This is a genomic window from Peribacillus sp. B-H-3, from assembly GCF_048572925.1.
Taxonomy (GTDB): Bacteria; Bacillota; Bacilli; order Bacillales; family DSM-1321; genus Peribacillus.
The window spans coordinates 530001-555406 of the sequence record NZ_CP183879.1 but is presented as its reverse complement, the minus strand read 5'-3'; the positions used below and the strand labels follow the sequence as shown (position 1 = coordinate 555406).

The 25406-nt window shown below is 45.3% G+C and carries 20 protein-coding genes, 9 tRNA genes, 5 rRNA genes and 1 other annotated feature (1 of these 35 only partly in view); all 34 genes read right to left on the bottom strand.

Features of this window, described 5'->3' with window-relative positions; translation table 11 throughout:
• Nucleotides 1-8: 8 nt before the first annotated feature.
• Nucleotides 9-434: a 50S ribosomal protein L11 gene (rplK, locus tag ACN6MY_RS02590; RefSeq protein WP_029282857.1), complete on the bottom strand. Its 426-nt coding sequence runs from the start codon at nucleotides 432-434 to the stop codon at nucleotides 9-11.
• 172 nt (nucleotides 435-606) lie between these two features.
• On the bottom strand, nucleotides 607-1140 hold the full coding sequence (gene nusG, locus ACN6MY_RS02585) for a transcription termination/antitermination protein NusG (RefSeq protein WP_419882651.1): 534 nt from the start codon (nucleotides 1138-1140) through the stop codon (nucleotides 607-609).
• A 350-nt stretch (nucleotides 1141-1490) separates the two neighbouring features.
• On the bottom strand, nucleotides 1491-1673 hold the full coding sequence (secE, locus tag ACN6MY_RS02580; protein WP_071351406.1) for a preprotein translocase subunit SecE: 183 nt from the start codon (nucleotides 1671-1673) through the stop codon (nucleotides 1491-1493).
• Between the two features lie 52 nt (nucleotides 1674-1725).
• Complete coding sequence (gene rpmG / locus ACN6MY_RS02575; RefSeq protein ID WP_083392117.1) at nucleotides 1726-1875, bottom strand: 50S ribosomal protein L33; 150 nt, start codon at nucleotides 1873-1875, stop codon at nucleotides 1726-1728.
• Nucleotides 1876-2019: 144 nt separating this feature from the next.
• Nucleotides 2020-2652, bottom strand: a complete 633-nt coding sequence (gene sigH / locus ACN6MY_RS02570) for an RNA polymerase sporulation sigma factor SigH (protein ID WP_419884051.1) — start codon at nucleotides 2650-2652, stop codon at nucleotides 2020-2022.
• 88 nt (nucleotides 2653-2740) lie between these two features.
• Entirely contained in the window at nucleotides 2741-3250 is a 510-nt protein-coding gene (locus ACN6MY_RS02565; RefSeq protein WP_090991245.1) for an NYN domain-containing protein, read from the bottom strand.
• A gap of 3 nt (nucleotides 3251-3253) precedes the next feature.
• Nucleotides 3254-3997: a 23S rRNA (guanosine(2251)-2'-O)-methyltransferase RlmB gene (gene rlmB / locus ACN6MY_RS02560; protein ID WP_419882650.1), complete on the bottom strand. Its 744-nt coding sequence runs from the start codon at nucleotides 3995-3997 to the stop codon at nucleotides 3254-3256.
• A gap of 4 nt (nucleotides 3998-4001) precedes the next feature.
• Complete coding sequence (locus ACN6MY_RS02555; protein ID WP_419884050.1) at nucleotides 4002-4418, bottom strand: Mini-ribonuclease 3; 417 nt, start codon at nucleotides 4416-4418, stop codon at nucleotides 4002-4004.
• A 2-nt stretch (nucleotides 4419-4420) separates the two neighbouring features.
• The gene (gene cysS, locus ACN6MY_RS02550) at nucleotides 4421-5818 is read right to left on the bottom strand and encodes a cysteine--tRNA ligase (RefSeq protein WP_419882649.1); all 1398 of its coding nucleotides are present in this window, start codon (nucleotides 5816-5818) and stop codon (nucleotides 4421-4423) included.
• Nucleotides 5808-6467 (bottom strand): serine O-acetyltransferase, encoded by a 660-nt coding sequence (gene cysE, locus ACN6MY_RS02545; protein ID WP_071351412.1) that lies wholly within the window; start codon nucleotides 6465-6467, stop codon nucleotides 5808-5810. Before cysE ends, cysS begins: the two co-directional genes overlap by 11 nt.
• 87 nt (nucleotides 6468-6554) lie before the next feature.
• Nucleotides 6555-6805: a binding site (T-box leader), on the bottom strand.
• 43 nt (nucleotides 6806-6848) lie between these two features.
• Complete coding sequence (gene gltX, locus ACN6MY_RS02540; RefSeq protein ID WP_419882648.1) at nucleotides 6849-8306, bottom strand: glutamate--tRNA ligase; 1458 nt, start codon at nucleotides 8304-8306, stop codon at nucleotides 6849-6851.
• A gap of 75 nt (nucleotides 8307-8381) precedes the next feature.
• Nucleotides 8382-8861 carry a 2-C-methyl-D-erythritol 2,4-cyclodiphosphate synthase gene (ispF, locus tag ACN6MY_RS02535; RefSeq protein WP_071351414.1) on the bottom strand — a complete coding sequence of 160 codons (480 nt, stop codon included), beginning with the start codon at nucleotides 8859-8861 and terminating at the stop codon, nucleotides 8382-8384.
• Nucleotides 8862-8988: 127 nt separating this feature from the next.
• Nucleotides 8989-9693, bottom strand: coding sequence for a 2-C-methyl-D-erythritol 4-phosphate cytidylyltransferase (gene ispD / locus ACN6MY_RS02530; protein WP_419882647.1), 705 nt, complete (start codon nucleotides 9691-9693; stop codon nucleotides 8989-8991).
• A gap of 20 nt (nucleotides 9694-9713) precedes the next feature.
• Nucleotides 9714-10805 (bottom strand): PIN/TRAM domain-containing protein, encoded by a 1092-nt coding sequence (locus ACN6MY_RS02525; RefSeq protein ID WP_419882646.1) that lies wholly within the window; start codon nucleotides 10803-10805, stop codon nucleotides 9714-9716.
• Nucleotides 10806-11031: 226 nt separating this feature from the next.
• Complete coding sequence (disA, locus tag ACN6MY_RS02520) at nucleotides 11032-12105, bottom strand: DNA integrity scanning diadenylate cyclase DisA (RefSeq protein ID WP_419882645.1); 1074 nt, start codon at nucleotides 12103-12105, stop codon at nucleotides 11032-11034.
• Between the two features lie 2 nt (nucleotides 12106-12107).
• Nucleotides 12108-13499 (bottom strand): DNA repair protein RadA, encoded by a 1392-nt coding sequence (gene radA, locus ACN6MY_RS02515; RefSeq protein WP_071351418.1) that lies wholly within the window; start codon nucleotides 13497-13499, stop codon nucleotides 12108-12110.
• A 239-nt stretch (nucleotides 13500-13738) separates the two neighbouring features.
• Nucleotides 13739-16177 carry an ATP-dependent protease ATP-binding subunit ClpC gene (clpC, locus tag ACN6MY_RS02510; protein WP_419882644.1) on the bottom strand — a complete coding sequence of 813 codons (2439 nt, stop codon included), beginning with the start codon at nucleotides 16175-16177 and terminating at the stop codon, nucleotides 13739-13741.
• Nucleotides 16174-17274 carry a protein arginine kinase gene (locus ACN6MY_RS02505; RefSeq protein WP_419882643.1) on the bottom strand — a complete coding sequence of 367 codons (1101 nt, stop codon included), beginning with the start codon at nucleotides 17272-17274 and terminating at the stop codon, nucleotides 16174-16176. The genes clpC and ACN6MY_RS02505 overlap by 4 nt, the downstream gene beginning before the upstream one ends.
• The gene (locus tag ACN6MY_RS02500; RefSeq protein WP_419882642.1) at nucleotides 17271-17825 is read right to left on the bottom strand and encodes a UvrB/UvrC motif-containing protein; all 555 of its coding nucleotides are present in this window, start codon (nucleotides 17823-17825) and stop codon (nucleotides 17271-17273) included. Before ACN6MY_RS02500 ends, ACN6MY_RS02505 begins: the two co-directional genes overlap by 4 nt.
• Before the next feature lie 19 nt (nucleotides 17826-17844).
• The gene (locus ACN6MY_RS02495) at nucleotides 17845-18306 is read right to left on the bottom strand and encodes a CtsR family transcriptional regulator (protein ID WP_071351422.1); all 462 of its coding nucleotides are present in this window, start codon (nucleotides 18304-18306) and stop codon (nucleotides 17845-17847) included.
• A 694-nt stretch (nucleotides 18307-19000) separates the two neighbouring features.
• Nucleotides 19001-19117 (bottom strand): 5S ribosomal RNA (rrf, locus tag ACN6MY_RS02490).
• A 189-nt stretch (nucleotides 19118-19306) separates the two neighbouring features.
• Nucleotides 19307-22237, bottom strand: a 23S ribosomal RNA gene (locus ACN6MY_RS02485).
• Nucleotides 22238-22375: 138 nt separating this feature from the next.
• Nucleotides 22376-23926, bottom strand: a 16S ribosomal RNA gene (locus tag ACN6MY_RS02480).
• 122 nt (nucleotides 23927-24048) lie between these two features.
• Nucleotides 24049-24124 (bottom strand) — tRNA-Ala (locus ACN6MY_RS02475).
• 17 nt (nucleotides 24125-24141) lie between these two features.
• Nucleotides 24142-24218 (bottom strand) — tRNA-Pro (locus ACN6MY_RS02470).
• 5 nt (nucleotides 24219-24223) lie between these two features.
• Nucleotides 24224-24300, bottom strand: a tRNA-Arg gene (locus tag ACN6MY_RS02465).
• A gap of 12 nt (nucleotides 24301-24312) precedes the next feature.
• Nucleotides 24313-24401, bottom strand: a tRNA-Leu gene (locus ACN6MY_RS02460).
• A gap of 13 nt (nucleotides 24402-24414) precedes the next feature.
• A tRNA-Gly gene (locus tag ACN6MY_RS02455) sits at nucleotides 24415-24489 on the bottom strand.
• A 3-nt stretch (nucleotides 24490-24492) separates the two neighbouring features.
• Nucleotides 24493-24577: transfer RNA gene (locus ACN6MY_RS02450), tRNA-Leu, on the bottom strand.
• 7 nt (nucleotides 24578-24584) lie between these two features.
• Nucleotides 24585-24660 (bottom strand) — tRNA-Lys (locus ACN6MY_RS02445).
• 27 nt (nucleotides 24661-24687) lie between these two features.
• A tRNA-Thr gene (locus tag ACN6MY_RS02440) sits at nucleotides 24688-24763 on the bottom strand.
• Between the two features lie 13 nt (nucleotides 24764-24776).
• Nucleotides 24777-24852: transfer RNA gene (locus ACN6MY_RS02435), tRNA-Val, on the bottom strand.
• Between the two features lie 10 nt (nucleotides 24853-24862).
• Nucleotides 24863-24979 (bottom strand): 5S ribosomal RNA (gene rrf, locus ACN6MY_RS02430).
• A gap of 189 nt (nucleotides 24980-25168) precedes the next feature.
• Nucleotides 25169-25406 (bottom strand): 23S ribosomal RNA (locus tag ACN6MY_RS02425) (it continues 2693 nt past the right edge of the window).
• The 16S, 23S and 5S rRNA genes sit together here with 9 tRNA genes alongside, the layout of an rRNA operon.

Here is a 25406-nt window from a genome sequence, read left to right as displayed (position 1 = left end):
TACATGGATTAGTCTTCGATGACAATACCCATGCTGCGTGCTGTACCTTCAACCATACGCATAGCAGATTCAACGTTTGCTGCGTTTAGATCAGGCATTTTAGTTTCAGCAATCTCACGTACTTTATCACGCTTGACTGTAGCAACTTTGTTACGGTTAGGTTCACCAGAACCAGACTCAATTCCAGCCGCTTTTTTAAGCAATACTGCAGCCGGCGGAGTTTTTGTAATAAATGTAAATGAACGGTCTTCAAATACTGTGATCTCTACAGGTATGATAAGACCAGCTTGGTCTGCTGTACGAGCATTAAACTCCTTACAGAATCCCATGATATTAACACCAGCTTGACCCAATGCAGGACCAACCGGTGGAGCCGGATTAGCTTTACCAGCAGGAATTTGCAATTTAACCATTTTAATTACTTTTTTAGCCACGAGACACACCTCCTTATAAGTCCGTGATGTGGTAATAGGGTATTTACCCTCCCACTCATCGTAATTCTTTATATTGTGAATAAAGAATGTTTAGATCGTTAAGGTCTCATATGAAACATACTGACCTTTGAAATTTTACCACTTTCCAAAAGTGATTTCAAGTTATTTCAAATTATAATTTTTCTACCTGGTTAAAATCAAGTTCAACCGGTGTATCCCGGCCAAACATGTTGACGAGCACCTTGACTTTGCTTTTATCTTTATCAAGCTCTTCGATCAATCCGGTAAAGTTCGCAAACGGACCTTCTTTCACCTGTACGGTTTCACCGATTTCGAAGTCAACTTCAATGCGTTTTTCATCTACTCCCATGCGCTTCAGAACTACTTCAATTTCTTCAGGCAATAATGGAGTCGGCTTGGATCCCGCTCCAGATGAGCCAACAAATCCTGTAACTCCCGGTGTGTTTCGCACAACATACCATGAATCATCAGTCATGATAATCTCTACAAGCACATAGCCTGGAAACACTTTCTTTTTCATTACCTTCTTTTTGCCGTCTTTGATTTCTGTTTCTTCCTCTTCCGGTACAACTACCCGGAATATCTTATCTTGCATACCCATTGTTTCTACACGTTTTTCAAGATTTGTTTTTACTTTATTTTCATATCCTGAATAAGTGTGCACAACATACCAGTTCTTTTCCATTCATTTGGACTTTTCGTCCATCCCTCCCCGTGTTAATTTCTATTTTCGCAAGGCAATACATGCCATTATTTACTAGTCTGACACAAGTGCTGCAGCCTGTTCGCGGGACAAAAGGATCCAGGGCCGGCCATATCCGGCGCCTCCCCAATTTGCTCCAGTCCCGGGCGACGGATCCGTTTTTTCGGAACACTGTCTTATGCCCTGGCGGCAGCCGCGTGAACAAACTGACATACGAACAATAAAATAGCGTTTTTATTGTAAATAAAAAAAGACAAATTAAAAAACCCGTTTCCGGGCTTTTCTTCTGACACTTATTATTCTATCACTATTATACCTTATTTTTAAATCTCTTATTCAAGAACAAAGCGAATTAATTTAGAAATCCCTAAATCCACAACTGTAAAAAACACAGCCATTACAGCTACAGTTGTTACAACAACGACTGTATATCTTGCAAGCTCTTTTCGTTTAGGCCAGCTTACTTTTCTCATCTCGCGGCCTACTCCGCGGAAAAACTCAGTTAAGCGATTCATGAATGTACCTCCAACAAATAGGGATAGCTTTTTTCAAATCTATTTAAAATGTTTATTTTGTTTCCTTGTGGACTGTATGGGCATTGCATGTACTGCAATATTTCTTGACCTCAAGCCGTTCAGTGCCAGACTCTTTATTGCTTTCAGAGCTGTAATTCCTGGAACCGCAATCGGTACAAGCCAGGATGATTTTTTTTCTCATAACATACACCTGTCCTATCTTTATGTCCATAAAACCTTATCACGGCTGTCTTTTATTGTCAATAATCAAAAAAATGAGAAAAGGCAGGCTTTATACCTGCCCAATCGTGTTCTATCTGTCTTGCACAATAGTAAAAGGGGGCGGCTAAAGTGTAACTTCCCTTACCTCCAAATAGCGTTCCAGCTTCCGCTTCACACGCTGGAGCGCATTATCAATAGACTTAACGTGCCGATTCAGCTCTTCGGAAATCTCCTGATAGGATTGTCCATCCAAATAAAGAGACAATACTTTTCTTTCGAGATCACTGAGCAATTCAGCCATCTTTAATTCAATGTCATCGAATTCTTCCTGGCTGATGATCAGCTCTTCAGGATCCTGGGCTTTTGTCCCTGAAATAACATCCATGAGTGTCCGGTCGGATTCTTCATCATAAATCGGCTTATCCAGAGAAATATAGGAGTTCAGCGGGATATGCTTTTGTCGTGTGGCTGTCTTGATTGCTGTGATTATCTGCCTTGTAATGCAAAGTTCAGCAAAGGCTTTAAAAGAAGAGAGCTTGTCCCCTTTAAAGTCACGGATTGCTTTATACAGGCCGATCATGCCTTCCTGAACGATATCTTCCTTGTCAGCACCGATTAGAAAATAAGTTCTTGCTTTGGCCCTGACAAAGTTTCTGTACTTATGGATTAAAAAATCCAAGGCTTCGCTGTCGCCTTTATGTACCAAGTCTATAAGTACATCATCATCAAATTGCAGATACTTTTCATCATGCCTCATTGAGAAATTGACACCCACATTTGCCCCCCCTGACCGTACACAGTAGTTAGCAATATTATACAGTAGGGAAATTTTATACGTCAACAGCCTACAGCTGTCCCCGTCTCCATTTTTCGAATATTTCTGCAACTTCTTCTGAAAGCTGGATTTTTGTGGCTGGTTTTATTTTCACCGTCTTTTTCACGCTTTTTTCAATATCGGCATGTATCTGTGATACTTCGATTAATAACTCGCGGGCTGACTTTCTTAGAGCACCTTGTCCGAAAATGACCCATTGTTCCGTGTAATCAGAAGTAGCTACATGAACCTGGGTCTTCACATTATTTAAGTCGATGGCCATTTTTTCAATCCGCTCGTCTGCCGTTTCATTTTCCCGGGTAAAAATCACTTCCACCTTATAATTGTTATACTTTCTGGCAATTCCCTGGACGAATTGCGCATCAAAGATGATGATTACCCGATCGCCTGTAAATGCTTGGTATTCAGCCATTTGCTCAATCAGCCGGTCCCTGGCTGCCGCAAGATCTTTATCTTTTAATTCTCTTAGTTCCGGCCAGGCTCCAATGATGTTGTAACCGTCTACCAACAGAATATTCATGTTCTATTCCCCTAGAGGATTTCTTTTTCGATACACTTCATACATCAGCAGGCTAGCTGCTACAGAAGCATTTAAAGAGGTGACTCTCCCAGCCATCGGCAAATTAATCAGGAAATCACATTTATCCCTGACAAGCCTGCCCATACCCTTTCCTTCACTCCCAATGACAAGTCCAATCGCCATTTTGCCGTCCATGCTCCGGTAGTCATCGCTGCCCTTAGCATCCGTTCCGACAATCCAGACAGCCCGCTCCTTCAATTCGTCGATTGTTCTTGCCATATTTGTCACACGGGCCACAGGGATGTACTCTATTGCACCTGTTGATGCTTTGGCAACCGTCGCAGTCAAACCTACTGCCCTGCGCTTTGGAATAATAATCCCATGTGCGCCCACAGCATCTGCCGTACGCATGATGGAGCCAAGATTATGGGGATCTTCAATTTCATCCAGGAGAATGAAAAAAGGTGCTTCATTCCGCTCTTCCGCAACGGCGAACAAATCATCCACCTCTGAATATTCATAAGCTGCCACCAGGGCGGCGACCCCCTGGTGATTTCCTTCTGCCATTTGGTCAATCTTTTTCTTTGGCACTATTTGCACAAGAACGCCATTTTCCTTTGCCAGGGAAAAAATTTGCTGCATTTGCCCTTTTTGAGATCCTTCTGCGATCCAGATTTTATTAATATCCCGCTCGGAACGGAGAGCTTCCAAAACGGGGTTTTTTCCAATAATGTATTCTTCGCTCATAGGTTCATCTCCCTTTTTCGTCTTCAATATAATTAATGGCGGCCAAAACAAGCTCTTCCAGTCTTTCTTTTTGTCCGGATAAATACAAGAAGCCCATTAATGCTTCAAACGCTGTTCCATATCGGTATGTCTGGACGTCCGTATTTTTTGGAACGGTACCGGACTTTGCATTTCTCCCTCTCCGCACCACTGCCGTTTCTTCATCTGTCAGCCTTTTTGTTTCGATGAAGAAATGAATGATTTTACTTTGGGCTTTGGCAGATACAAAGGAAGTAGCTTCTCTATGCAGCAAATTGGGCTTTACCGCTCCCTTTTGAATAAGGTGATGCCGGATATACGTTTCATATACGGCATCACCCATGTAAGCAAGGGCAAGGCTATTCAGTGTCTTTTCATCAACTTTATTGTCATAGTGAAGCATGCTTACCCTCTTTTCCATCTTGTCCCCTGTGGTGTATCTTCAAGAATGATATCCATATCCTTCAAACGGTCCCTGATTTCATCAGAAAGTTTAAAATTGCGGTCTTTTCGGGCCTGTATCCTTTGCTGAATCAGCGCTTCAATGTCTTCATCCAATAAGGCTTCTTCCTCTAGGGTCAGCCCTAAAATATCGAATAAGGTTTCAAATTCGCTGATGAATGCCTCAATCACCTTTTTATCCGTGTTTTTTTCCATCAAGTAGTAATTAGCCTGTTTAGAAAGCTCAAAAAGTACAGAAATGGCATTGGCTGTATTGAAATCATCATCCATCTCTTTCAGGAATTGTTCATGAAACTCTGAAATATTCTTCAGCCATTCTTCGTTATTTGCCGTTAAACCGTCACTTGAATTCAAGCGATGTTTCAGATTCTGGTAAGAGGTCTTTAAGCGATCCATTGCTGCATTCATATTTTCCAATAACTCTTCACTATAATTAATCGGATGGCGATAATGAACGGAAAGCATGAAAAATCTCAGTACATTCGGGTCATGTTTTTTGATAATATCATGCACAAGCACAAAATTGCCAAGCGATTTAGACATTTTTTCATTATCAATATTTATATAACCGTTATGCATCCAATAATTCGCAAATGTCTTGCCTGTCATTGCTTCCGACTGGGCAATTTCGTTTTCATGATGCGGGAATGCCAAATCCTGTCCGCCAGCATGGATATCAATTGTGTCCCCAAGATATTTCCGCACCATTGCCGAGCATTCGATATGCCATCCCGGGCGTCCCATGCCCCATGGACTGTTCCAGGAGATTTCACCTTCTTTGGCCGCTTTCCAAAGTGCAAAGTCAAGTGCATCCTGCTTCTTTTCGCCTACTTCAATCCTTGCGCCAACGCGGAGTTCATCAATGGATTGATGCGACAGCTTACCATATCCCTCAAATTTCCGTGTCCTGTAATAGACATCTCCTTCAGATTCATATGCATAGCCTTTATCAATTAATGCGGCAATGAAATCAATGATGCTGTCCATATTTTCCATGACGGTGGGGTGGGCATCCGCTCTTTTGCATCCGAGTGCTGATACGTCCTCAAAGTAGGCATTAATGAATCTTTCCGAAATAGCCGGAACATCTTCTCCAAGCTCTTTGGCTGCCCGGATCAGTTTATCGTCTACATCCGTGAAATTAGAAACAAACTGAACATCATAGCCTCGGTAGGAAAGATGCCTTCTTACTGTATCAAATACGATAGCTGGCCTTGCATTTCCTATATGGATATAATTATATACGGTAGGACCGCATACATACATTTTTACTTTTCCTTCTTCTAACGGTTTAAAATCCTCTTTTTTTCTAGTGACGGTATTATAAATTTTAATCGCCATTTTTGATTGCTCCTTTTTCCTGCCAAAGCTTTAATTCAGCTTTTAATTCATGTATTTGTCTTTCCAGATCTTTAAATCTGTCTCCAGTTGGATCAGGCAGGTCTGAATGATTAAGGTCTTTATTGATTTTCATCCCGTCCCTTTTAACCACTTTCCCCGGAATGCCTACAACTGTCGAGTTTGGCGGTACTTCTTTCAGCACGACGGAGCCTGCCCCGATTTTTGAGTTTTCCCCTATGATAATGGAGCCTAGAACCTTTGCTCCTGTTGCGATTAACACATTATCCCTGATAGTGGGGTGGCGTTTGCCTTTTTCTTTTCCTGTTCCGCCTAGCGTTACCCCTTGAAACACAGAAACATTATTGCCAATTTCACAGGTTTCCCCAATGACTACTCCCATTCCATGGTCAATGAAAAAACGTTTTCCAATCTTTGCGCCTGGATGAATTTCAATTCCTGTGAAAAATCGGCTGATTTGTGAAATTATCCGCGCCAGAAAGTAAAGCTTTCTTTTAAACAAAGCATGTGCAAGCCGGTGGCTCCAAATGGCATGAAGGCCTGCGTAAGTCAATATGACTTCTAAATAGCTGCGTGCTGCAGGATCCTGGTCAAAGACCACATCTAAGTCTTCTTTAAAAACTTTAAACACCGTGTTTCCTCCTGACTCCCCATCTTTTTTTGCCCTGTTTATGTCTCTTCTATTTTTTAGAAAACAAAAAAGCGCCTCTGCCATAATGACAGAGACGCTTATCAAGCGCGGTTCCACTCTGTTTGGAATGTCGTAGTGTTTTTGCCATCATGTGCAAAAACAGATCATCCCCAACTTATATCCTTTAACGGAGGAAATACCGTCTTTACCTACTGAAAAATGTTCAGCAAAGAACTCAAGGGTGCATTTCAGAAACAAGAGGCTTAAACCACTTTCAGCAGGCTGTGGTTCTCTCTAATAAGCTTTGTTTACATACTTCTCCCCATCGGCGCTTTTATCGTATAAGATTATTTATTACTATATTATATTTTCACCAAATTGTTAACTTAAAATGCTTTCTAGACGCTGTTTAATTTTTTCTTTGCCTAAAAGAGCGATTGCCTTAGGCAGGTCGGGGCCATGGGTCTGGCCGGTAACAGCGGAACGGATCGGCATAAATAACTTCTTCCCTTTATGGCCTGTGCCCTTTTGCACATTTTTAATCGCCTTTTTAACGGCCTCAGCGGTAAAGTCCTCAATTGAGTTAACTTCCTCAAGAAATGCTTTCATCACTTCAGGAACTTGTTCCTCAGCAAGAACTTCCTTTGCTTCTTCTTCAAAGTCAATGGTGTCTTTAAAGAACAGTCCGGAAAGCGGCACAATTTCTGCTCCGCAGCTCATTTGCTCCTGATACAGTGAAACTAAGTCCTTCACCCATTCAGTTTCCTGCTCACTCAAATCAGCAGATACTCTTCCTGCTTTAATTAAGTGGGGAAGGGATATCTCCATGGCTCTTTCAGCAGAAATCTCTTTCACATATTGGTTATTCATCCATGCCAGCTTTTGCTGATCAAAAAGAGCAGGTGACTTGGACAGGCGTTCTGCTTCAAATTTCTCGATGAATTCTTCTTTTGTGAAGATTTCTTCTTCCCCGCTCGGAGACCACCCAAGCAGGGCAATAAAGTTGAAGAGGGCTTCGGGCAGATATCCTAAATCTTCATATTGCTCGATAAACTGAATGATTGATTCATCCCGCTTGCTTAGCTTTTTTCTGCTTTCATTTACAATTAACGTCATATGGCCAAAAACAGGAGGCTCCCAGCCAAATGCTTCATAAATCATCAGCTGCTTCGGTGTATTCGAGATATGATCATCCCCGCGCAGCACGTGGGAAATTTCCATCAGGTGATCATCTGCTGCTACGGCAAAATTATAAGTTGGGATCCCATCTTTTTTTACAATAACAAAGTCGCCGATGCCGTCAGATTCAAAGGAAACTTCATCTTTGACCATGTCATTGAACGTGTAAACCTTGCCCGTGGGCACAGCAAAACGGATGCTCGGTTTTCTTCCTTCAGCTTCTAATTTTGCCCGGTCTTCATTGGACAGATAGCGGCATTTTCCGGAATACTTCGGTGTTTCATTGCGTGCAACCTGTTCTTCCCGCTCCGCTTCAATTTCTTCCTCCGTACAGTAGCATTTATAGGCAAGCCCTTGATCCAGCAGCTTTGTATAAAGGCCGCTATATATTTCGTTTCTTTCAGACTGGCGGTAAGGACCGTATTCTCCTCCGGCATCCACGCCTTCATCCCAGTCCATGCCCAGCCAATCCAAATACTTCAGCTGGCTTTCTTCTCCGCCTTCAATGTTGCGCTTTTGGTCTGTATCTTCAATGCGGATGATGAATTTTCCGCCTTGGTGTCTTGCAAACAGGTAATTAAATAAAGCAGTACGCGCATTCCCAATATGCAGATGCCCAGTCGGGCTTGGTGCATAACGTACTCGAACTTCGCTAGTCATTTTGACGCCTCCTAAGGTATTATCATTCCATTTTATCATTTTAGGATCACATTATAAAGCATCCCAATAACAGCTTCAATCCGCTTTGACCAAAAGAACAACTGCCTGTGCAGCAATCCCTTCGCTTCTCCCGGTAAATCCAAGCTTTTCGGTAGTTGTTGCCTTCACGTTTATTTGGTCTGGAGCTGCTTCAAGCAGTTCAGCAATTCGTTCCTTCATTTGCTCAATATAAGGAGCCATTTTGGGGCTTTGGGCAATAATCGTACAATCGGCATTTCCCAGCACATATCCTTCTTTCTTTACAATTGTCCAAATATGCTGAAGAAGCTTGGCTGAATCAGCATCCTTAAACTCCGGATCTGTATCCGGAAAATGCTTTCCGATATCTCCCGCACCAATTGCACCCAAGCACGCATCAGCAACAGTATGCAGCAAAACATCCGCATCCGAGTGACCAAGCAATCCCTTTTCATAAGGAATATCGATCCCTCCAATAATTAGCGGCCTTCCTTCTACAAGCTGGTGCACATCATATCCCTGTCCAATTCTAAACATACAGCCCTCTCCTTTTTCCACATGTAATCTGTTTTTTTAGTTAAGAAAGCTGTGACTCGCCTCCCGAGGCCATAAACCACCTAAGAAATGAAGCCAAAGTGCGCCTTTTTTTCTTACGCGTCTTATGCTAGTCGAGGCTGTTCAAGGCGCTTCCGCTTTTTTTATGTAAAATTGCTTCGGCAAAGTATAAGTCTTCTTTTGTGGTTATTTTAATGTTATCATAGTTTCCCTCTATAATGACAACAGGCTGGCCTGATCTTTCAAGCAGGCTTGCGTCATCTGTCCCCAGATACCCTTCCGCTTCCGCTCTTTTATGTGCTTCAAGCAGGGCTGAAACACGAAAAGCCTGTGGTGTCTGAACCGCCCACAAGCCAGATCGTTCAACGGTTTCCAGTACAGCTCCGTCTTTTGCTTTTTTTATGGTATCTTTCACGGGAACAGCCGCCACCGCTCCTCCGTGTACGGATGCAGCATCTGCCAGCGCGGCAATCATTCCGGAATCGATAAAGGGGCGTGCTCCGTCGTGAACCAGCACAATATCACTAGTTGATAACTCCCTGATTCCATTGAATACACTTTGCTGGCGTTCACTGCCGCCTGCCGTTAATTTACTTATCTTTTTAAAACCATAAAGGGAAATAAGGCCTGAGAATATCGCTTCTTCAGCAGGATTAATGGAGAGGATGATTCCCTGGCAATTGGGATCACCTTCAAAAACCTTGAGAGTATGAACGATAATAGGAATTTGTGCAAGCTCAATGAACAATTTATTTTTACCGGCATTCATTCTCTTCCCCTGGCCTGCTGCAGGTATTACTACTTCATAAAACATATCTCTTCCCCTAACCTGTTTTATAATGCTTTTTCCAACAATTTAGGCTTGGCAAAAATCATGCGGCCGGCAGATGTCTGAAGGACACTAGTCACAAGAACATCTAGGCGTTTGCCGATATGATCCCTGCCGCCTTCCACCACGATCATGGTTCCGTCATCTAAATATGCAATCCCCTGATTCTGTTCTTTTCCATCCTTAATGACTTGTACATTCATCTCTTCTCCTGGAAGAACTACAGGTTTTACGGCATTAGCCAAATCATTGATATTCAGCACCTGAACATTCTGAAACTCGCAAACTTTATTCAGGTTAAAATCGTTTGTTACAACAATGCCGTTTGAAATCTTCGCAAGCTTAACAAGCTTACTGTCGACTTCTTGGATATCTTCAAAATCGCCTTCATACATTTCCACTTTTATCGGCACTTCTTTTTGGATACGATTCAGAATATCCAGTCCGCGCCTGCCTCGGTTTCTCTTCAGTGCATCAGAGGAATCTGCGATATGCTGCAGTTCATGCAGCACGAATTGAGGAATGACGATTGTTCCTTCCAGGAACCCAGTCTGGCAGATATCGGCGATTCTTCCATCAATAATAACACTTGTATCAAGAATCTTCAGCTTGCTTCTATCATCCTCGCCATCTTCTGAATGGCCGTCCAAACCCTTTCTTTTCGTACTTCTTGAGAATAAATGCAGCAATTCATCACGTTTTTTAAATCCCACCTGAAAGCCTAAATAACCGAATAACAGGGTTAAGAGAATTGGCGCTACCGTATTAATGACCGGAACCTGGATTAAATTAAGAGCAGATCCTATTAAAAAGGCAGCAAACAGTCCTACAATAAGTCCAAGGCTCCCGAATATAATATCTGTTATTGGGGCTTTAACGAGCGTTTCTTCAAACCATTTCATAAAGTTGACTACATACTCCACTGCCCAAAAAGTAAAAAGATAGAATATAATTGCGCCTAAAATCACACTAACATAAGGATTGTTTATAAAAGCAATATCATCTGCATGTAACAACGTTAATAGTTCAGGAATCAGGAAACTGCCCAGAGTTCCGCCTAAAATCAAAAAGCATGCTTGAATAATGCGTTTTAACATCCTCTCACCTCCTTTTAATCATTATTGACACTTTAAAAAAATTGAAACCCTGTTTTCAAAATTGTTGCTTTTATTCAGCAAAATAATTATTTTGTCACTAGCTTTCATGAAGCGGGGTTGATTGTACCATTAGCCTAGCATCAGGGGAAAGGGGTGTCAAAAATAAGAAACTGATAAAGAACATCTGCAAAAGGAGGCTGTCATAAATTTTTCACACTTTGAAACCCTACATTTTTCTTTCAGTAATCAGCTGGTTTCTTAGTATTTTCAGACCCTCTTTTATTTTATTTGCCCTTACTTCCCCAATTCCTTCTACATCATCCAGCTGTTCGACAGATGCTTTGCTTATATGGGTGAAATCACTGAACTGTTTTATCAGATTTTCAATAATCAAGGAGGGAAGCCGCGGAATTTTGTGCAGAAGCCGGTAACCTCTGGTTTTTACGCTTTCGTCCAGGTGTATATAACCATTGTATCCAAGTGCCTTGATCAATAGGCTGTCTTCCATTTTTTCCAGCTGCGCCATCTCCTCAAGACGCCCGATAATTCCTTCAGGCTTTTCCTCCTTATCAAAGCTGTAATCTTTAATAAGCAGCCTTCCCTCCAGTTCAAGGTCAAACAGCAGCTCATTCATCTGGAGCCGGATCAGCCGCCCTTCAGTTCCCAGCTCATGCAGATAAGCAAGAAGCTCCCCCTTAATCCTTAGCACCATTACATACCTGTGAAATACCCGAAGAAGGTCAGCATACGTGACCATTTCCTCAAATTCCAGCAAACCTAAGTCCGATATGCTTTGCTGCAGAACGGCTTTATATTTCTCAAGGGTTTGAATGGCTAGGTTGGCTTTTGCTAAAATGACTGCGATATCTTTGAGTGCATAGCGGAAATTGCCTTGATAAAGGGTAATGACATTCCGCCTTTGGGATATTGCAATAACAAGTGTCTTCGTTTCCCTCGCAACCCGCTCAGCTGTCCGATGCCTCATTCCCGTTTCTGTAGAAGGGACAGAGGTATCCGGCGCAAGTTGTGCATTGGCAAGAATGATCTGATTGGCTTTTTCATTCAGGATAATCGCTCCATCCATCTTAGCCAGCTCATACATGGTACTGGATGTACAGGGGCAGTTGATTAAAAATCCTCCATCAACGATAGAGCGTACACGGTCATTGCAGCCTACTACAATCAATCCGCCTGTATTGGCCCGTAATACGTTATCAATTCCTTCTCTCAGGGGAGTTCCGGGAGCAACCACTTGAAGGATATCCAATTTCATTTTCTCAAAAGCCTTTTTATCTGTCATCGTCACCCTCCTAAAGCATATTTAAGAGCCTCCGCCACAGTTGATACCCCTACGATTTCTATTCCTTTTGGAACACTCCATCCGCCTATGTTATTCGACGGGATGATAATGCGTTCAAAGCCAAGCTTAGCAGCTTCCTGCACCCGCTGTTCAATGCGTGAAACCCTTCTGACTTCCCCTGTAAGCCCCACTTCGCCAATCAGGCAGTCAGATGGCTTTGTCGGTTTATCACGGAAACTGGAGGCAATGCTGACCGATACAGCGAGGTCAATGGCCGGTTCATCCAGCTTTACTCCGCCAGCGACCTTTAAGTAAGCATCCTGGTTCTGCAGAAGCAGTCCAACCCTTTTCTCCAAAACAGCCATTAATAGAGAAACCCGGTTATGGTCAATGCCTGTTGCCATTCTCCTTGGATTCCCGAAGCTGGTAGGTGAAATTAGCGCCTGAATTTCTACGAGTACAGGACGGGTTCCTTCCATGGAAGCAACAACCGTGGAGCCGGATGTGCCTTGTGAGCGCTCCTCCAAAAATATTTCCGACGGATTTCCGACTTCTTCAAGCCCGTTTTCCTTCATTTCAAAAATACCCATTTCATTTGTAGAACCGAATCTGTTTTTAACCGCCCTGATGATCCGGTAGGTATGATGCCGCTCTCCTTCAAAATACAGGACAGTATCCACCATATGCTCTAATAGCCGGGGACCGGCAATTGCTCCTTCTTTCGTCACATGGCCGACAATAAAAATGGCAACACCTGTTGTCTTGGCAATCCGCATCAGCGTGGAAGTGCACTCTCGGACCTGAGAAACGCTGCCAGGGGCAGATGTTACTTCAGATTGAAAGACTGTCTGAATCGAATCTATTATGACAAGGTCAGGCTGAACATCGCTAATGGCCTGCTGAATGTAATCCATATCTGTTTCCGAATAAACAAATAAATTTTCTGAAGCGGCCCCGAGACGATCCGCTCTAAGCTTGGTCTGCTTAACGGATTCTTCTCCCGATATATAAAGAACCTTTTTTTGTTTTCTCGCCAATTGTGAAGATACCTGCAGCAACAGAGTGGACTTTCCGATTCCAGGGTCCCCTCCTATCAGCACCAGTGAACCTTGGACAATTCCTCCGCCAAGCGCCCTGTTCAGCTCTCCCAAGTCAGTGGCAATCCGGGGCTCCTGTGATGTTTCAATGGTAGTTATAGGTGCAGCCTTTTGGCGGCCAGCTCCCAATCCGGCAGGGTCGGAATGCGAAAAAGCGCCTCTTCTGGCGGGTTTGACGATTTCAACTTCCTCCACCATCTGATTCCATTCACCGCACCCCGGGCATTTGCCCATCCATTTTGCAGATTCATAACCGCAGGATTGGCACATAAATTTTGTCTTCTTTTTTGCAGCCATAATTAACTCCTTTTCATTTGCAATCTTTTAAGAATTGCAGCCACCACTACTAACATATTAAATGTCCTGGCGGTTTAATCCTTCTAATTTTATTAAGATTTGTTAATGACTGATAATTTCCGCTCCGGGCTCTAATTTTCCGCTTCAATCATCATTTCCCATTATGAAGCACTCGCCATAAAACAGCCAAAAAATAGAGGTACACTGCAAATATGCGTGTACCTCCTTGCTGTTCAAAGTTAATCAGCGTTAACAGTTGCTCCCTGCTTAATCGTAAATTCTCCATTTTGAACATCCAGGACTACTTTATGCCCTTTTTGGACGTTGCCTTTGAGCAATTCTTCAGAAAGGTAATCTTCTACATGCTTTTGGATCGCCCTGCGGATTGGCCTTGCCCCGTATTCAGGGTCAAATCCTTCATCTGCCACTTTTTCTTTTGCTGCATCAGTAAGTTCCAGTAAGATATCCTGCTCTTTCAGGCGTGTAATTAATTGATCTGCCATAAGAGTGACAATTTCCTTCAAATGCTTTTTCTCCAAGGAGTGGAAAACAATCGTTTCATCGATACGGTTCAGGAACTCTGGACGGAAGGCACGCTTTAGCTCTTCCATTACTTTCCCTTTCATATCTTTATAATCCTGTCCTTCATCCTGGATATTAAAGCCTACATATTTATTGCTTTTTAGTGCAGATGCACCGACATTTGAAGTCATAATCAGGATGGTATTCCTGAAATCTACTGTGCGTCCTTTGGAATCCGTCAATCTTCCGTCTTCAAGAACTTGAAGAAGAATATTAAACACGTCAGGATGCGCTTTTTCAATCTCATCCAGCAGCACTACTGAATATGGTTTTCTGCGGACCTTTTCTGTTAATTGCCCGCCTTCTTCATATCCTACATATCCTGGAGGCGATCCGACAAGACGTGATGTCGAATGTTTTTCCATATACTCAGACATATCAATTCGGATCATGGATTCTTCATCACCGAAGATGGACTCTGCAAGAGCTCTTGCAAGCTCTGTTTTACCTACACCAGTCGGCCCAAGGAAAATGAATGAACCAATCGGGCGTTTCGGATCCTTCAGCCCTGCTCTTGCACGGCGGACGGCTTTCGATACTGCTTTAACCGCTTCTTCCTGTCCTATAACCCTGGAGTGAAGGATCTCCTCCATATTAAGAAGTTTGTCAGACTCAGTCTGGGCAAGGCGCGTTACCGGAACTCCAGTCCAGCTTGATACTACATGGGCAATATCGTCCACGGTTACTTCGCTGTTTTCCTGCCCCTGCTTTTCCTTCCAGGTCTTTTTAGTTTCTTCAAGCTGCTCTCTTAACCGCTGCTCTGTATCCCTTAAGGAAGCAGCCTTTTCAAATTCCTGGCTCTGGACCGATGCATCCTTTTCTTTGCGTACTTCATCTAACTTATGCTCAAGTTCCTTTAAGTTCGGCGGTGTTGTGTAAGAACGAAGCCTTACCTTTGAACCCGCTTCATCTATTAAATCAATCGCCTTATCCGGAAGGAATCTGTCTGAAATGTAGCGATCTGACAATTTAACTGCTGCATCAATGGCTTCATCTGTAATTGAAACACGGTGATGCGCTTCATAGCGGTCACGAAGGCCTCGCAAAATCTGAATGGATTCGCTGATAGTCGGCTCATCGACCTGAATCGGCTGGAACCGCCGCTCAAGTGCAGCATCCTTTTCGATATATTTGCGGTATTCATCTAAAGTGGTTGCACCGATACACTGCAATTCACCGCGTGCCAATGAAGGCTTTAGAATATTTGAAGCATCGATTGCGCCTTCTGCTCCGCCTGCTCCAATCAGTGTATGAAGCTCATCAATAAACAGTATAATGTTTCCTGCCTGGCGTATTTCATCCATGACCTTTTTCAAACGGTCTTCAAATTCACCGCGGTATTTGGTACCCGCTACAACAGTTCCCATATCAAGGGTCATAACACGCTTATCACGAAGGATTTCCGGCACTTCATTATTAATGATTTGCTGGGCAAGACCTTCAGCAATCGCTGTCTTTCCGACACCCGGCTCCCCGATAAGAACTGGGTTATTTTTTGTCCGTCGGCTCAACACCTCAATAACACGCTGAATTTCCTTGCTGCGGCCAATAACTGGATCAAGGCTGCCTTCACGGGCGATAGCTGTTAAATCGCGGGCAAGGCTATCAAGAGTCGGAGTGCTCGCATTTGCAGAAGCATTCCCCTGGTGGCCGCCTGATTCATTGCTTCCCAATAGCTGCAGCACCTGCTGGCGAGCCTTGTTAAGGCTTACTCCTAAGTTATTGAGCACACGTGCCGCTACACCTTCACCCTCACGGATAAGCCCTAAAAGCACATGCTCGGTTCCAACATAGGAATGGCCTAACTTTCTCGCTTCATCCATGGATAGTTCAATTACCTTTTTTGCACGGGGAGTGTAATGGATAGTTTGTGCAGTTTCCTGTCCGCGGCCAATAAGATTTTCCACTTCTTTCTGGATTTTTTCAGCACCAAGTCCAAGAGCATGCAAAGCCTTAGCTGCTATGCCTTCCCCTTCTCTGACCAAACCCAGTAATATATGTTCTGTTCCAATATTGTTATGTCCTAAACGAATTGCTTCTTCTTGTGCCAAGGCTAAGACCTTTTGGGCTCTCTCAGTAAAACGACCAAACATCATAGGGTAATTCCTCCTTCAGAATTTTCGTTTTTCTCTTCATTTAATCGTTCTCTTATCAATGAAGCACGCCGTATATCTCTTTCCCGGGCTCTCAGTGGACCCCCGGCATATTTTTGCAGGAAACCCGGCTGAGTCAAAATGATCAGCTCGCTTAAAATATTCTTGGAAACGTTGGTGATATAGCCCAAATCAATCCCCATTCTAACATCAGATATGCATTTGGCCGCTTCCTTGGTCTCAATAATTCTTGCATTTGATAAAATACCATAAGATCGGTATATTCTATCTTCTAATTGTATGTTAGAGGTCTTAACTAATGCTTCTCTTGCTGACCTTTCCTGGGCGATTATCTGTTTTACCACCATAGAAAGATCCTCAATGATGTCTTTTTCAGATTTACCCAGGGTAATTTGATTGGATATCTGAAAAATATTCCCCAGGGCTTCACTGCCTTCGCCATATATCCCCCTTACCACCAGCCCCAGCTGATTCATAGCAGGGATAATTTGGTTAAGCTGCTGTGTCAGCACCAGGCCCGGCAAATGCATCATAACTGAAGCCCTTAAGCCCGTTCCCACATTTGTAGGGCAGCTGGTCAAATAACCTCTTTCCTCATCATATGCATAATCCAAATTTTCTTCGACCCAGTCGTCAATTGTATTTGCAAGCTTCAATGCCTCGGTAAGCTGAAGCCCTGAAAATAAACACTGTATGCGCAGGTGGTCTTCTTCATTCAGCATAATGCTGACTTCTTCATTTTCAGATAGAAGGCATGCTCCATAAGGCGATTCCTCAGCCAAATGGGGGCTAATCAGGTGTTTCTCCACCAGTACGTTTTTTTCCAGCGGCTGCAGTTCTCCCATGTCAATAAACTCAAGCTTGCCGACACCAGGATGTACGGAGTCTGACTCTTCAAGCCTGTTTTTAATTAAACCCAGAATTTGCTGAGCTTCTTCTTGCTTAAAGAAAGTAGGGAAAGTGAAGTCCTTAAAATTCCTTGCCAAGCGGACACGCGAGCTTAAAACAATATCATTTTCAGGACCTTCTTCTGTTAACCAAGAGCTCATTGCATTTTGAACAAATCGTTCAAGGCTCATGAATGGTCGACCCCCTCTTGCTCTTCATGCCTTTTTTCCAGTGAGCGTATTTTATCCCTGACTTCAGCTGCTTCTTCAAATTCCTCTTGATCAATATGCTGCTTCAGCACATCCTTCAAATCCGTAATTTGTTTTCTCAGATGAATCGTTCCGCCAATCCTCTTTGGTATTTTTCCGATATGTGCGGTATTGCCGCTATGCACCCGCTTAAAGATAGGATTGAGCTGTTCATTGAAGGACTGATAGCATTCCGCACAGCCGAACTTGCCTACATGTACAAATTGCTGAAAGGAAAGATTACATCGGCTGCACCGCAATTCTTCGCGCTTTGGAAACGAACTAGCTTTCGTCTGCTGAAATCCAGGTTCAATATTATTAAGCAAACCTGCAAGCAAATGATTGAATGAGAAGCCTTGTGCTCCATTGGGCATAAACATATCGCCTTTTTCCTGTGCACATACTTCACAAAGATGGACTTCAGTCTTTTCGCCATTTATAATTTTCGTAAAATGAAGAGTTGCAGGTCTTTGATTGCATTCCTGGCAATTCATTCTCATCACCTCTGCCGGACTATTTATATTTTAATGTGGTAAGCATGGCTTTCAATATACGGGATCTCAATTCATCACGCTCTGGCAGATCCATGTAAATGACAGAACGATCAATAACGCTCATCATAATCTTCGCTTCTCTTTTATTAATAATCTCTTCATTTATCAGCCGGAAAATAACCCCTTCTGCCGTTGACTGTGAAACCCTTAAGCCCAAAAGAGACATCAATTGATCGATTAGCTCCGCGTGATCGTATGATTTTACTTTCATGATCCTTATATAGCCCCCGCCGCCGCGCTTGCTTTCAACCACATAACCTCTTTCAATCGTAAATCGGGTGTTGATTACGTAATTTATTTGAGAAGGAACGCATTGAAACTTATCTGCCACTTCACTTCTCTTTATTTCTAAAATATCCTTCTGACTTATCTCTAAAATCTGCTTCAAATAGTTTTCGATAACATCAGATATATTCTTCACTACGCCTCCCCCATTCTGACTTTGACTATATTTGACTTTTATTATACATTGAAAATCACAATTTGCAACACATACGCTTTATGTAAATGCATTAACCATTTTCTCCAAAATGCAGGGGGCGGCATACTCTAAAAATTAATTTTTTTATATATATTTATACCTCATATTGAATCATGTAAAACGCTGCCTTCGGACAAAATCCAAATTTTTATATGCATGCTTTCCCAAAACCTCAAATTAGCGCCTATAAGATACTATGAGTCAGAAGCCCTTTATGTGAGTCATAATCAGATATTCCTCTATATAAGCGTTATTGCTTTTATTTGTGATTTACAATTCATAGCCTTTTAATCTGGGCAAATTGCATTAAGCCCTAATTAATCCTGGTAAATGGTACTGTATTACCTTCTGCTCTGTCACAGGACGCTGCGGTTTTAGCAGAAGTTCCTTCCAGCCCCGGTACCGAGTTTAACTGCCTGCGTTCGAACACCTGAACAGCGGTAACCGGACTGGGGTACTTTATCATCAGCTTCTGCCGCTCCCCGTGTACATCGTAACGGTTCAAACATCGTTCAATTTTTTTGGCTCTGCATTCAGGTATTGGCTTACCTGGACTCGTTTCCTCTTTTGAGCTCTTATGAAATATCATTTCTGCGCACAAAAGAGGCCAGCATCTCTGCTGGCCTCTCGTTTTGCTTGGCGGCGTCCTACTCTCACAGGGGGAGAACCCCCAACTACCATCGGCGCTGAAGAGCTTAACTGCCGTGTTCGGAATGGGAACGGGTGTGACCTCTTCGCTATCGCCACCAAACTATGAGGAACGTTGTTCCTTCAAAACTAGATAATAGAAGAAGATTTTTGCCTTTTAAAACAATACATGCTGTCTGGCTGCGAAAGCCAAACCGTACGGCTGCTTCGCTTCTTCTGTCTGAGACGTCCGTCTCTTCCGCCAGAAGCTCCATCATCCTACCGGTTTATGCGGGCTTTCTCCGCTTTTCAATTGGTTAAGTCCTCGATCGATTAGTATCTGTCAGCTGCACGTGTCACCACGCTTCCACCTCAGACCTATCAACCTGATCATCTTTCAGGGATCTTACTAGCTTGCGCTATGGGAAATCTCATCTTGAGGGGGGCTTCATGCTTAGATGCTTTCAGCACTTATCCCGTCCGCACGTAGCTACCCAGCTATGCCTTTGGCAAGACAACTGGTACACCAGCGGTGCGTCCATCCCGGTCCTCTCGTACTAAGGACAGCTCCTCTCAAATTTCCTGCGCCCACGACGGATAGGGACCGAACTGTCTCACGACGTTCTGAACCCAGCTCGCGTACCGCTTTAATGGGCGAACAGCCCAACCCTTGGGACCGACTACAGCCCCAGGATGCGATGAGCCGACATCGAGGTGCCAAACCTCCCCGTCGATGTGGACTCTTGGGGGAGATAAGCCTGTTATCCCCGGGGTAGCTTTTATCCGTTGAGCGATGGCCCTTCCATGCGGAACCACCGGATCACTAAGCCCGACTTTCGTCCCTGCTCGACTTGTAGGTCTCGCAGTCAAGCTCCCTTGTGCCTTTACACTCTGCGAATGATTTCCAACCATTCTGAGGGAACCTTTGGGCGCCTCCGTTACTCTTTAGGAGGCGACCGCCCCAGTCAAACTGCCCACCTGACACTGTCTCCCGCCCCGATCAGGGGCGCGGGTTAGAATTTCAATACAGCCAGGGTAGTATCCCACCGACGCCTCCACCGAAGCTGGCGCTCCGGCTTCTCAGGCTCCTACCTATCCTGTACAAGCTGTACCAAAATTCAATATCAGGCTGCAGTAAAGCTCCACGGGGTCTTTCCGTCCTGTCGCGGGTAACCTGCATCTTCACAGGTACTATAATTTCACCGAGTCTCTCGTTGAGACAGTGCCCAGATCGTTACACCTTTCGTGCGGGTCGGAACTTACCCGACAAGGAATTTCGCTACCTTAGGACCGTTATAGTTACGGCCGCCGTTTACTGGGGCTTCGGTTCAAAGCTTCGCTTGCGCTAACCTCTCCCCTTAACCTTCCAGCACCGGGCAGGTGTCAGCCCCTATACTTCGCCTTGCGGCTTCGCAGAGACCTGTGTTTTTGCTAAACAGTCGCCTGGGCCTATTCACTGCGGCTTTTCCGGGCTATTCACCCTAAAAAGCACCCCTTCTCCCGAAGTTACGGGGTCATTTTGCCGAGTTCCTTAACGAGAGTTCTCTCGAACACCTTAGGATTCTCTCCTCGCCTACCTGTGTCGGTTTGCGGTACAGGCACCTTTCATCTCACTAGAGGCTTTTCTTGGCAGTGTGGAATCAGGAACTTCGGTACTATATTTCCCTCGCCATCACAGCTCCGCCTTCATGGAAACGGGATTTGCCTCGTTTCCGGCCTAACTGCTTGGACGCGCATATCCAACAGCGCGCTTACCCTATCCTCCTGCGTCCCCCCATCGTTCAAACGATGAATAGGTGGTACAGGAATATCAACCTGTTGTCCATCGCCTACGCCTTTCGGCCTCAGCTTAGGTCCTGACTAACCCTGAGCGGACGAGCCTTCCTCAGGAAACCTTAGGCATTCGGTGGAAGGGATTCTCACCCTTCTTTCGCTACTCATACCGGCATTCTCACTTCTAAGCGCTCCACCAGTCCTTACGGTCTAGCTTCAACGCCCTTAGAACGCTCTCCTACCACTGACACCAGAGGTGTCAATCCACAGCTTCGGTGATACGTTTAGCCCCGGTACATTTTCGGCGCGGAGTCACTCGACCAGTGAGCTATTACGCACTCTTTAAATGGTGGCTGCTTCTAAGCCAACATCCTGGTTGTCTAAGCAACTCCACATCCTTTTCCACTTAACGTATACTTTGGGACCTTAGCTGGTGGTCTGGGCTGTTTCCCTTTTGACTACGGATCTATCACTCGCAGTCTGACTCCCATAAATAAGTCTTTGGCATTCGGAGTTTGACTGAATTCGGTAACCCGATGAGGGCCCCTAGTCCAATCAGTGCTCTACCTCCAAGACTCTCATTATGAGGCTAGCCCTAAAGCTATTTCGGAGAGAACCAGCTATCTCCAGGTTCGATTGGAATTTCTCCGCTACCCACACCTCATCCCCGCACTTTTCAACGTGCGTGGGTTCGGGCCTCCATTCAGTGTTACCTGAACTTCACCCTGGACATGGGTAGATCACCTGGTTTCGGGTCTACGACCTCATACTCATTCGCCCTATTCAGACTCGCTTTCGCTGCGGCTCCGTCTTCTCAACTTAACCTTGCATGAAATCGTAACTCGCCGGTTCATTCTACAAAAGGCACGCCATTACCCATTAACGGGCTCTGACTACTTGTAGGCACACGGTTTCAGGATCTATTTCACTCCCCTTCCGGGGTGCTTTTCACCTTTCCCTCACGGTACTGGTTCACTATCGGTCACTAGGGAGTATTTAGCCTTGGGAGATGGTCCTCCCTGCTTCCGACGGGATTTCTCGTGTCCCGCCGTACTCAGGATCCACTCAGGAGGGAACGAAGTTTCAACTACAGGGTTATTACCTTCTCTGACGGGCTTTTCCAAGCCTCTTCATTTACCCCGTTCCTTTGTAACTCCATGTTGAGTGTCCTACAACCCCAAGAGGCAAGCCTCTTGGTTTGGGCTAATTCCGTTTCGCTCGCCGCTACTCAGGAAATCGCATTTGCTTTCTCTTCCTCCGGGTACTTAGATGTTTCAGTTCCCCGGGTTTGCCTTCAGTACCCTATGTATTCAGGTAAAGATACTGTTCCATTACGAACAGTGGGTTTCCCCATTCGGAAATCTCCGGATCAAAGCTTACTTACAGCTCCCCGAAGCATATCGGTGTTAGTCCCGTCCTTCATCGGCTCCTAGTGCCAAGGCATCCACCGTGCGCCCTTTCTAACTTAACCATAAACATGGTATGTTTTTGAAAAGATTGACGCAAAAATTTGCCTTCTATCTATTATCTAGTTTTCAAAGAACAAAGTTCTGAAAGAATTGCTTCTTTCAAAACTGAACAAAACGTAAGCGAACGTTATTTTCCTTAGAAAGGAGGTGATCCAGCCGCACCTTCCGATACGGCTACCTTGTTACGACTTCACCCCAATCATCTGTCCCACCTTAGGCGGCTGGCTCCATAAAGGTTACCCCACCGACTTCGGGTGTTACAAACTCTCGTGGTGTGACGGGCGGTGTGTACAAGGCCCGGGAACGTATTCACCGCGGCATGCTGATCCGCGATTACTAGCGATTCCGGCTTCATGCAGGCGAGTTGCAGCCTGCAATCCGAACTGAGAATGGCTTTATGGGATTTGCTCGGCCTCGCGGCTTTGCTGCCCTTTGTACCATCCATTGTAGCACGTGTGTAGCCCAGGTCATAAGGGGCATGATGATTTGACGTCATCCCCACCTTCCTCCGGTTTGTCACCGGCAGTCACCTTAGAGTGCCCAACTGAATGCTGGCAACTAAGATCAAGGGTTGCGCTCGTTGCGGGACTTAACCCAACATCTCACGACACGAGCTGACGACAACCATGCACCACCTGTCACTCTGTCCCCCGAAGGGGAACGCCCTATCTCTAGGGTTGTCAGAGGATGTCAAGACCTGGTAAGGTTCTTCGCGTTGCTTCGAATTAAACCACATGCTCCACCGCTTGTGCGGGCCCCCGTCAATTCCTTTGAGTTTCAGCCTTGCGGCCGTACTCCCCAGGCGGAGTGCTTAATGCGTTAGCTGCAGCACTAAAGGGCGGAAACCCTCTAACACTTAGCACTCATCGTTTACGGCGTGGACTACCAGGGTATCTAATCCTGTTTGCTCCCCACGCTTTCGCGCCTCAGTGTCAGTTACAGACCAGAAAGTCGCCTTCGCCACTGGTGTTCCTCCAAATCTCTACGCATTTCACCGCTACACTTGGAATTCCACTTTCCTCTTCTGCACTCAAGTCCCCCAGTTTCCAATGACCCTCCACGGTTGAGCCGTGGGCTTTCACATCAGACTTAAGGAACCACCTGCGCGCGCTTTACGCCCAATAATTCCGGACAACGCTTGCCACCTACGTATTACCGCGGCTGCTGGCACGTAGTTAGCCGTGGCTTTCTGGTTAGGTACCGTCAAGGTGCCAGCAGTTACTCTGGCACTTGTTCTTCCCTAACAACAGAGCTTTACGACCCGAAGGCCTTCTTCGCTCACGCGGCGTTGCTCCGTCAGACTTTCGTCCATTGCGGAAGATTCCCTACTGCTGCCTCCCGTAGGAGTCTGGGCCGTGTCTCAGTCCCAGTGTGGCCGATCACCCTCTCAGGTCGGCTACGCATCGTGGCCTTGGTGAGCCATTACCTCACCAACTAGCTAATGCGCCGCGGGCCCATCTGTAAGTGACAGCCGAAACCGTCTTTCCATCTTTCCTCATGCGAGGAAAGAACGTATCCGGTATTAGCTCCGGTTTCCCGAAGTTATCCCAGTCTTACAGGCAGGTTGCCCACGTGTTACTCACCCGTCCGCCGCTAACTTCAGGGAGCAAGCTCCCATCCATTCGCTCGACTTGCATGTATTAGGCACGCCGCCAGCGTTCGTCCTGAGCCAGGATCAAACTCTCCGAAGAAATGTTTGACTTGCTCATTTGCTTTTAGAGTGTGTGCTCACTATTTTAAAACGTTGGCGCTTAGTTTTGTTCAGTTTTCAAAGAGCAATTTCTGTCATTTACCTAGCAAACGACTAAATTATTGGTGGAGCCTAGCGGGATCGAACCGCTGACCTCCTGCGTGCAAGGCAGGCGCTCTCCCAGCTGAGCTAAGGCCCCATAACATAAAGAAAAACTGGTCGGGAAGACAGGATTCGAACCTGCGACCCCTTGGTCCCAAACCAAGTGCTCTACCAAGCTGAGCTACTTCCCGTAATATGGCGCGCCCGAAAGGAGTCGAACCCATAACCTTCTGATCCGTAGTCAGACGCTCTATCCAATTGAGCTACGGGCGCATATTAAAATAGTGGTGCCGAGGACCGGAATCGAACCGGTACGGTAGTCACCTACCGCAGGATTTTAAGTCCTGTGCGTCTGCCAGTTCCGCCACCCCGGCATATACGAAATAATGGAGCGGAAGACGGGATTCGAACCCGCGACCCCAACCTTGGCAAGGTTGTATTCTACCACTGAACTACTTCCGCATATGGTGCGGGTGAAGGGACTTGAACCCCCACGCCTTGCGGCGCCAGATCCTAAGTCTGGTGCGTCTGCCAATTCCGCCACACCCGCATATGAATGGTGAGCCATGAAGGATTCGAACCTTCGACCCTCTGATTAAAAGTCAGATGCTCTACCAACTGAGCTAATGGCTCAAAACATTCTAATCATCAAAACAATGATGGTGCCGGCAAGAGGACTTGAACCCCCAACCTACTGATTACAAGTCAGTTGCTCTACCAATTGAGCTACACCGGCAGGTGAAATAATATGGTGGAGGATGACGGGATCGAACCGCCGACCCTCTGCTTGTAAGGCAGATGCTCTCCCAGCTGAGCTAATCCTCCATATATGTAAGCTTGGCGGCGTCCTACTCTCACAGGGGGAGAACCCCCAACTACCATCGGCGCTGAAGAGCTTAACTGCCGTGTTCGGAATGGGAACGGGTGTGACCTCTTCGCTATCGCCACCAAACTATGAGGAACGTTGTTCCTTCAAAACTAGATAATAGAAGAAGATTTTTGCCTTTTAAAACAATACATGCTGTCTGGCTGCGAAAGCCAAACCGTACGGCTGCTTCGCTTCTTCTGTCTGAGACGTCCGTCTCTTCCGCCAGAAGCTCCATCATCCTACCGGTTTATGCGGGCTTTCTCCGCTTTTCAATTGGTTAAGTCCTCGATCGATTAGTATCTGTCAGCTGCACGTGTCACCACGCTTCCACCTCAGACCTATCAACCTGATCATCTTTCAGGGATCTTACTAGCTTGCGCTATGGGAAATCTCATCTTGAGGGGGGCTTCATGCTTAGATGCTTTCAGCACTTATCCCGTCCGCACGTAGCTACCCAGCTATGCCTTTGGCAAGACAACTGGTACACCAGCGGTGCGTCCATCCCGGTCCT

What these genes read in the sequence shown, in the direction of transcription:
- ispF (WP_071351414.1), bottom strand. Translation starts at nt 8,861, where the DNA reads ATGTTTAGAATTGGACAGGGATATGATGTGCACCAGCTTGTAGAAGGA.
- secE (WP_071351406.1), bottom strand. Translation starts at nt 1,673, where the DNA reads ATGAATCGCTTAACTGAGTTTTTCCGCGGAGTAGGCCGCGAGATGAGA.
- ACN6MY_RS02525 (WP_419882646.1), bottom strand. Translation starts at nt 10,805, where the DNA reads ATGTTAAAACGCATTATTCAAGCATGCTTTTTGATTTTAGGCGGAACT.
- sigH (WP_419884051.1), bottom strand. Translation starts at nt 2,652, where the DNA reads ATGAGGCATGATGAAAAGTATCTGCAATTTGATGATGATGTACTTATA.
- ispD (WP_419882647.1), bottom strand. Translation starts at nt 9,693, where the DNA reads ATGTTTTATGAAGTAGTAATACCTGCAGCAGGCCAGGGGAAGAGAATG.
- radA (WP_071351418.1), bottom strand. Translation starts at nt 13,499, where the DNA reads ATGGCTGCAAAAAAGAAGACAAAATTTATGTGCCAATCCTGCGGTTAT.
- ACN6MY_RS02505 (WP_419882643.1), bottom strand. Translation starts at nt 17,274, where the DNA reads ATGAGCCTTGAACGATTTGTTCAAAATGCAATGAGCTCTTGGTTAACA.
- cysS (WP_419882649.1), bottom strand. Translation starts at nt 5,818, where the DNA reads ATGGCGATTAAAATTTATAATACCGTCACTAGAAAAAAAGAGGATTTT.
- clpC (WP_419882644.1), bottom strand. Translation starts at nt 16,177, where the DNA reads ATGATGTTTGGTCGTTTTACTGAGAGAGCCCAAAAGGTCTTAGCCTTG.
- ACN6MY_RS02565 (WP_090991245.1), bottom strand. Translation starts at nt 3,250, where the DNA reads ATGAATATTCTGTTGGTAGACGGTTACAACATCATTGGAGCCTGGCCG.
- rlmB (WP_419882650.1), bottom strand. Translation starts at nt 3,997, where the DNA reads ATGAGCGAAGAATACATTATTGGAAAAAACCCCGTTTTGGAAGCTCTC.
- ACN6MY_RS02555 (WP_419884050.1), bottom strand. Translation starts at nt 4,418, where the DNA reads ATGCTTCACTATGACAATAAAGTTGATGAAAAGACACTGAATAGCCTT.
- nusG (WP_419882651.1), bottom strand. Translation starts at nt 1,140, where the DNA reads ATGGAAAAGAACTGGTATGTTGTGCACACTTATTCAGGATATGAAAAT.
- ACN6MY_RS02500 (WP_419882642.1), bottom strand. Translation starts at nt 17,825, where the DNA reads ATGAATTGCCAGGAATGCAATCAAAGACCTGCAACTCTTCATTTTACG.
- rpmG (WP_083392117.1), bottom strand. Translation starts at nt 1,875, where the DNA reads ATGAGAAAAAAAATCATCCTGGCTTGTACCGATTGCGGTTCCAGGAAT.
- disA (WP_419882645.1), bottom strand. Translation starts at nt 12,105, where the DNA reads ATGACAGATAAAAAGGCTTTTGAGAAAATGAAATTGGATATCCTTCAA.
- gltX (WP_419882648.1), bottom strand. Translation starts at nt 8,306, where the DNA reads ATGACTAGCGAAGTTCGAGTACGTTATGCACCAAGCCCGACTGGGCAT.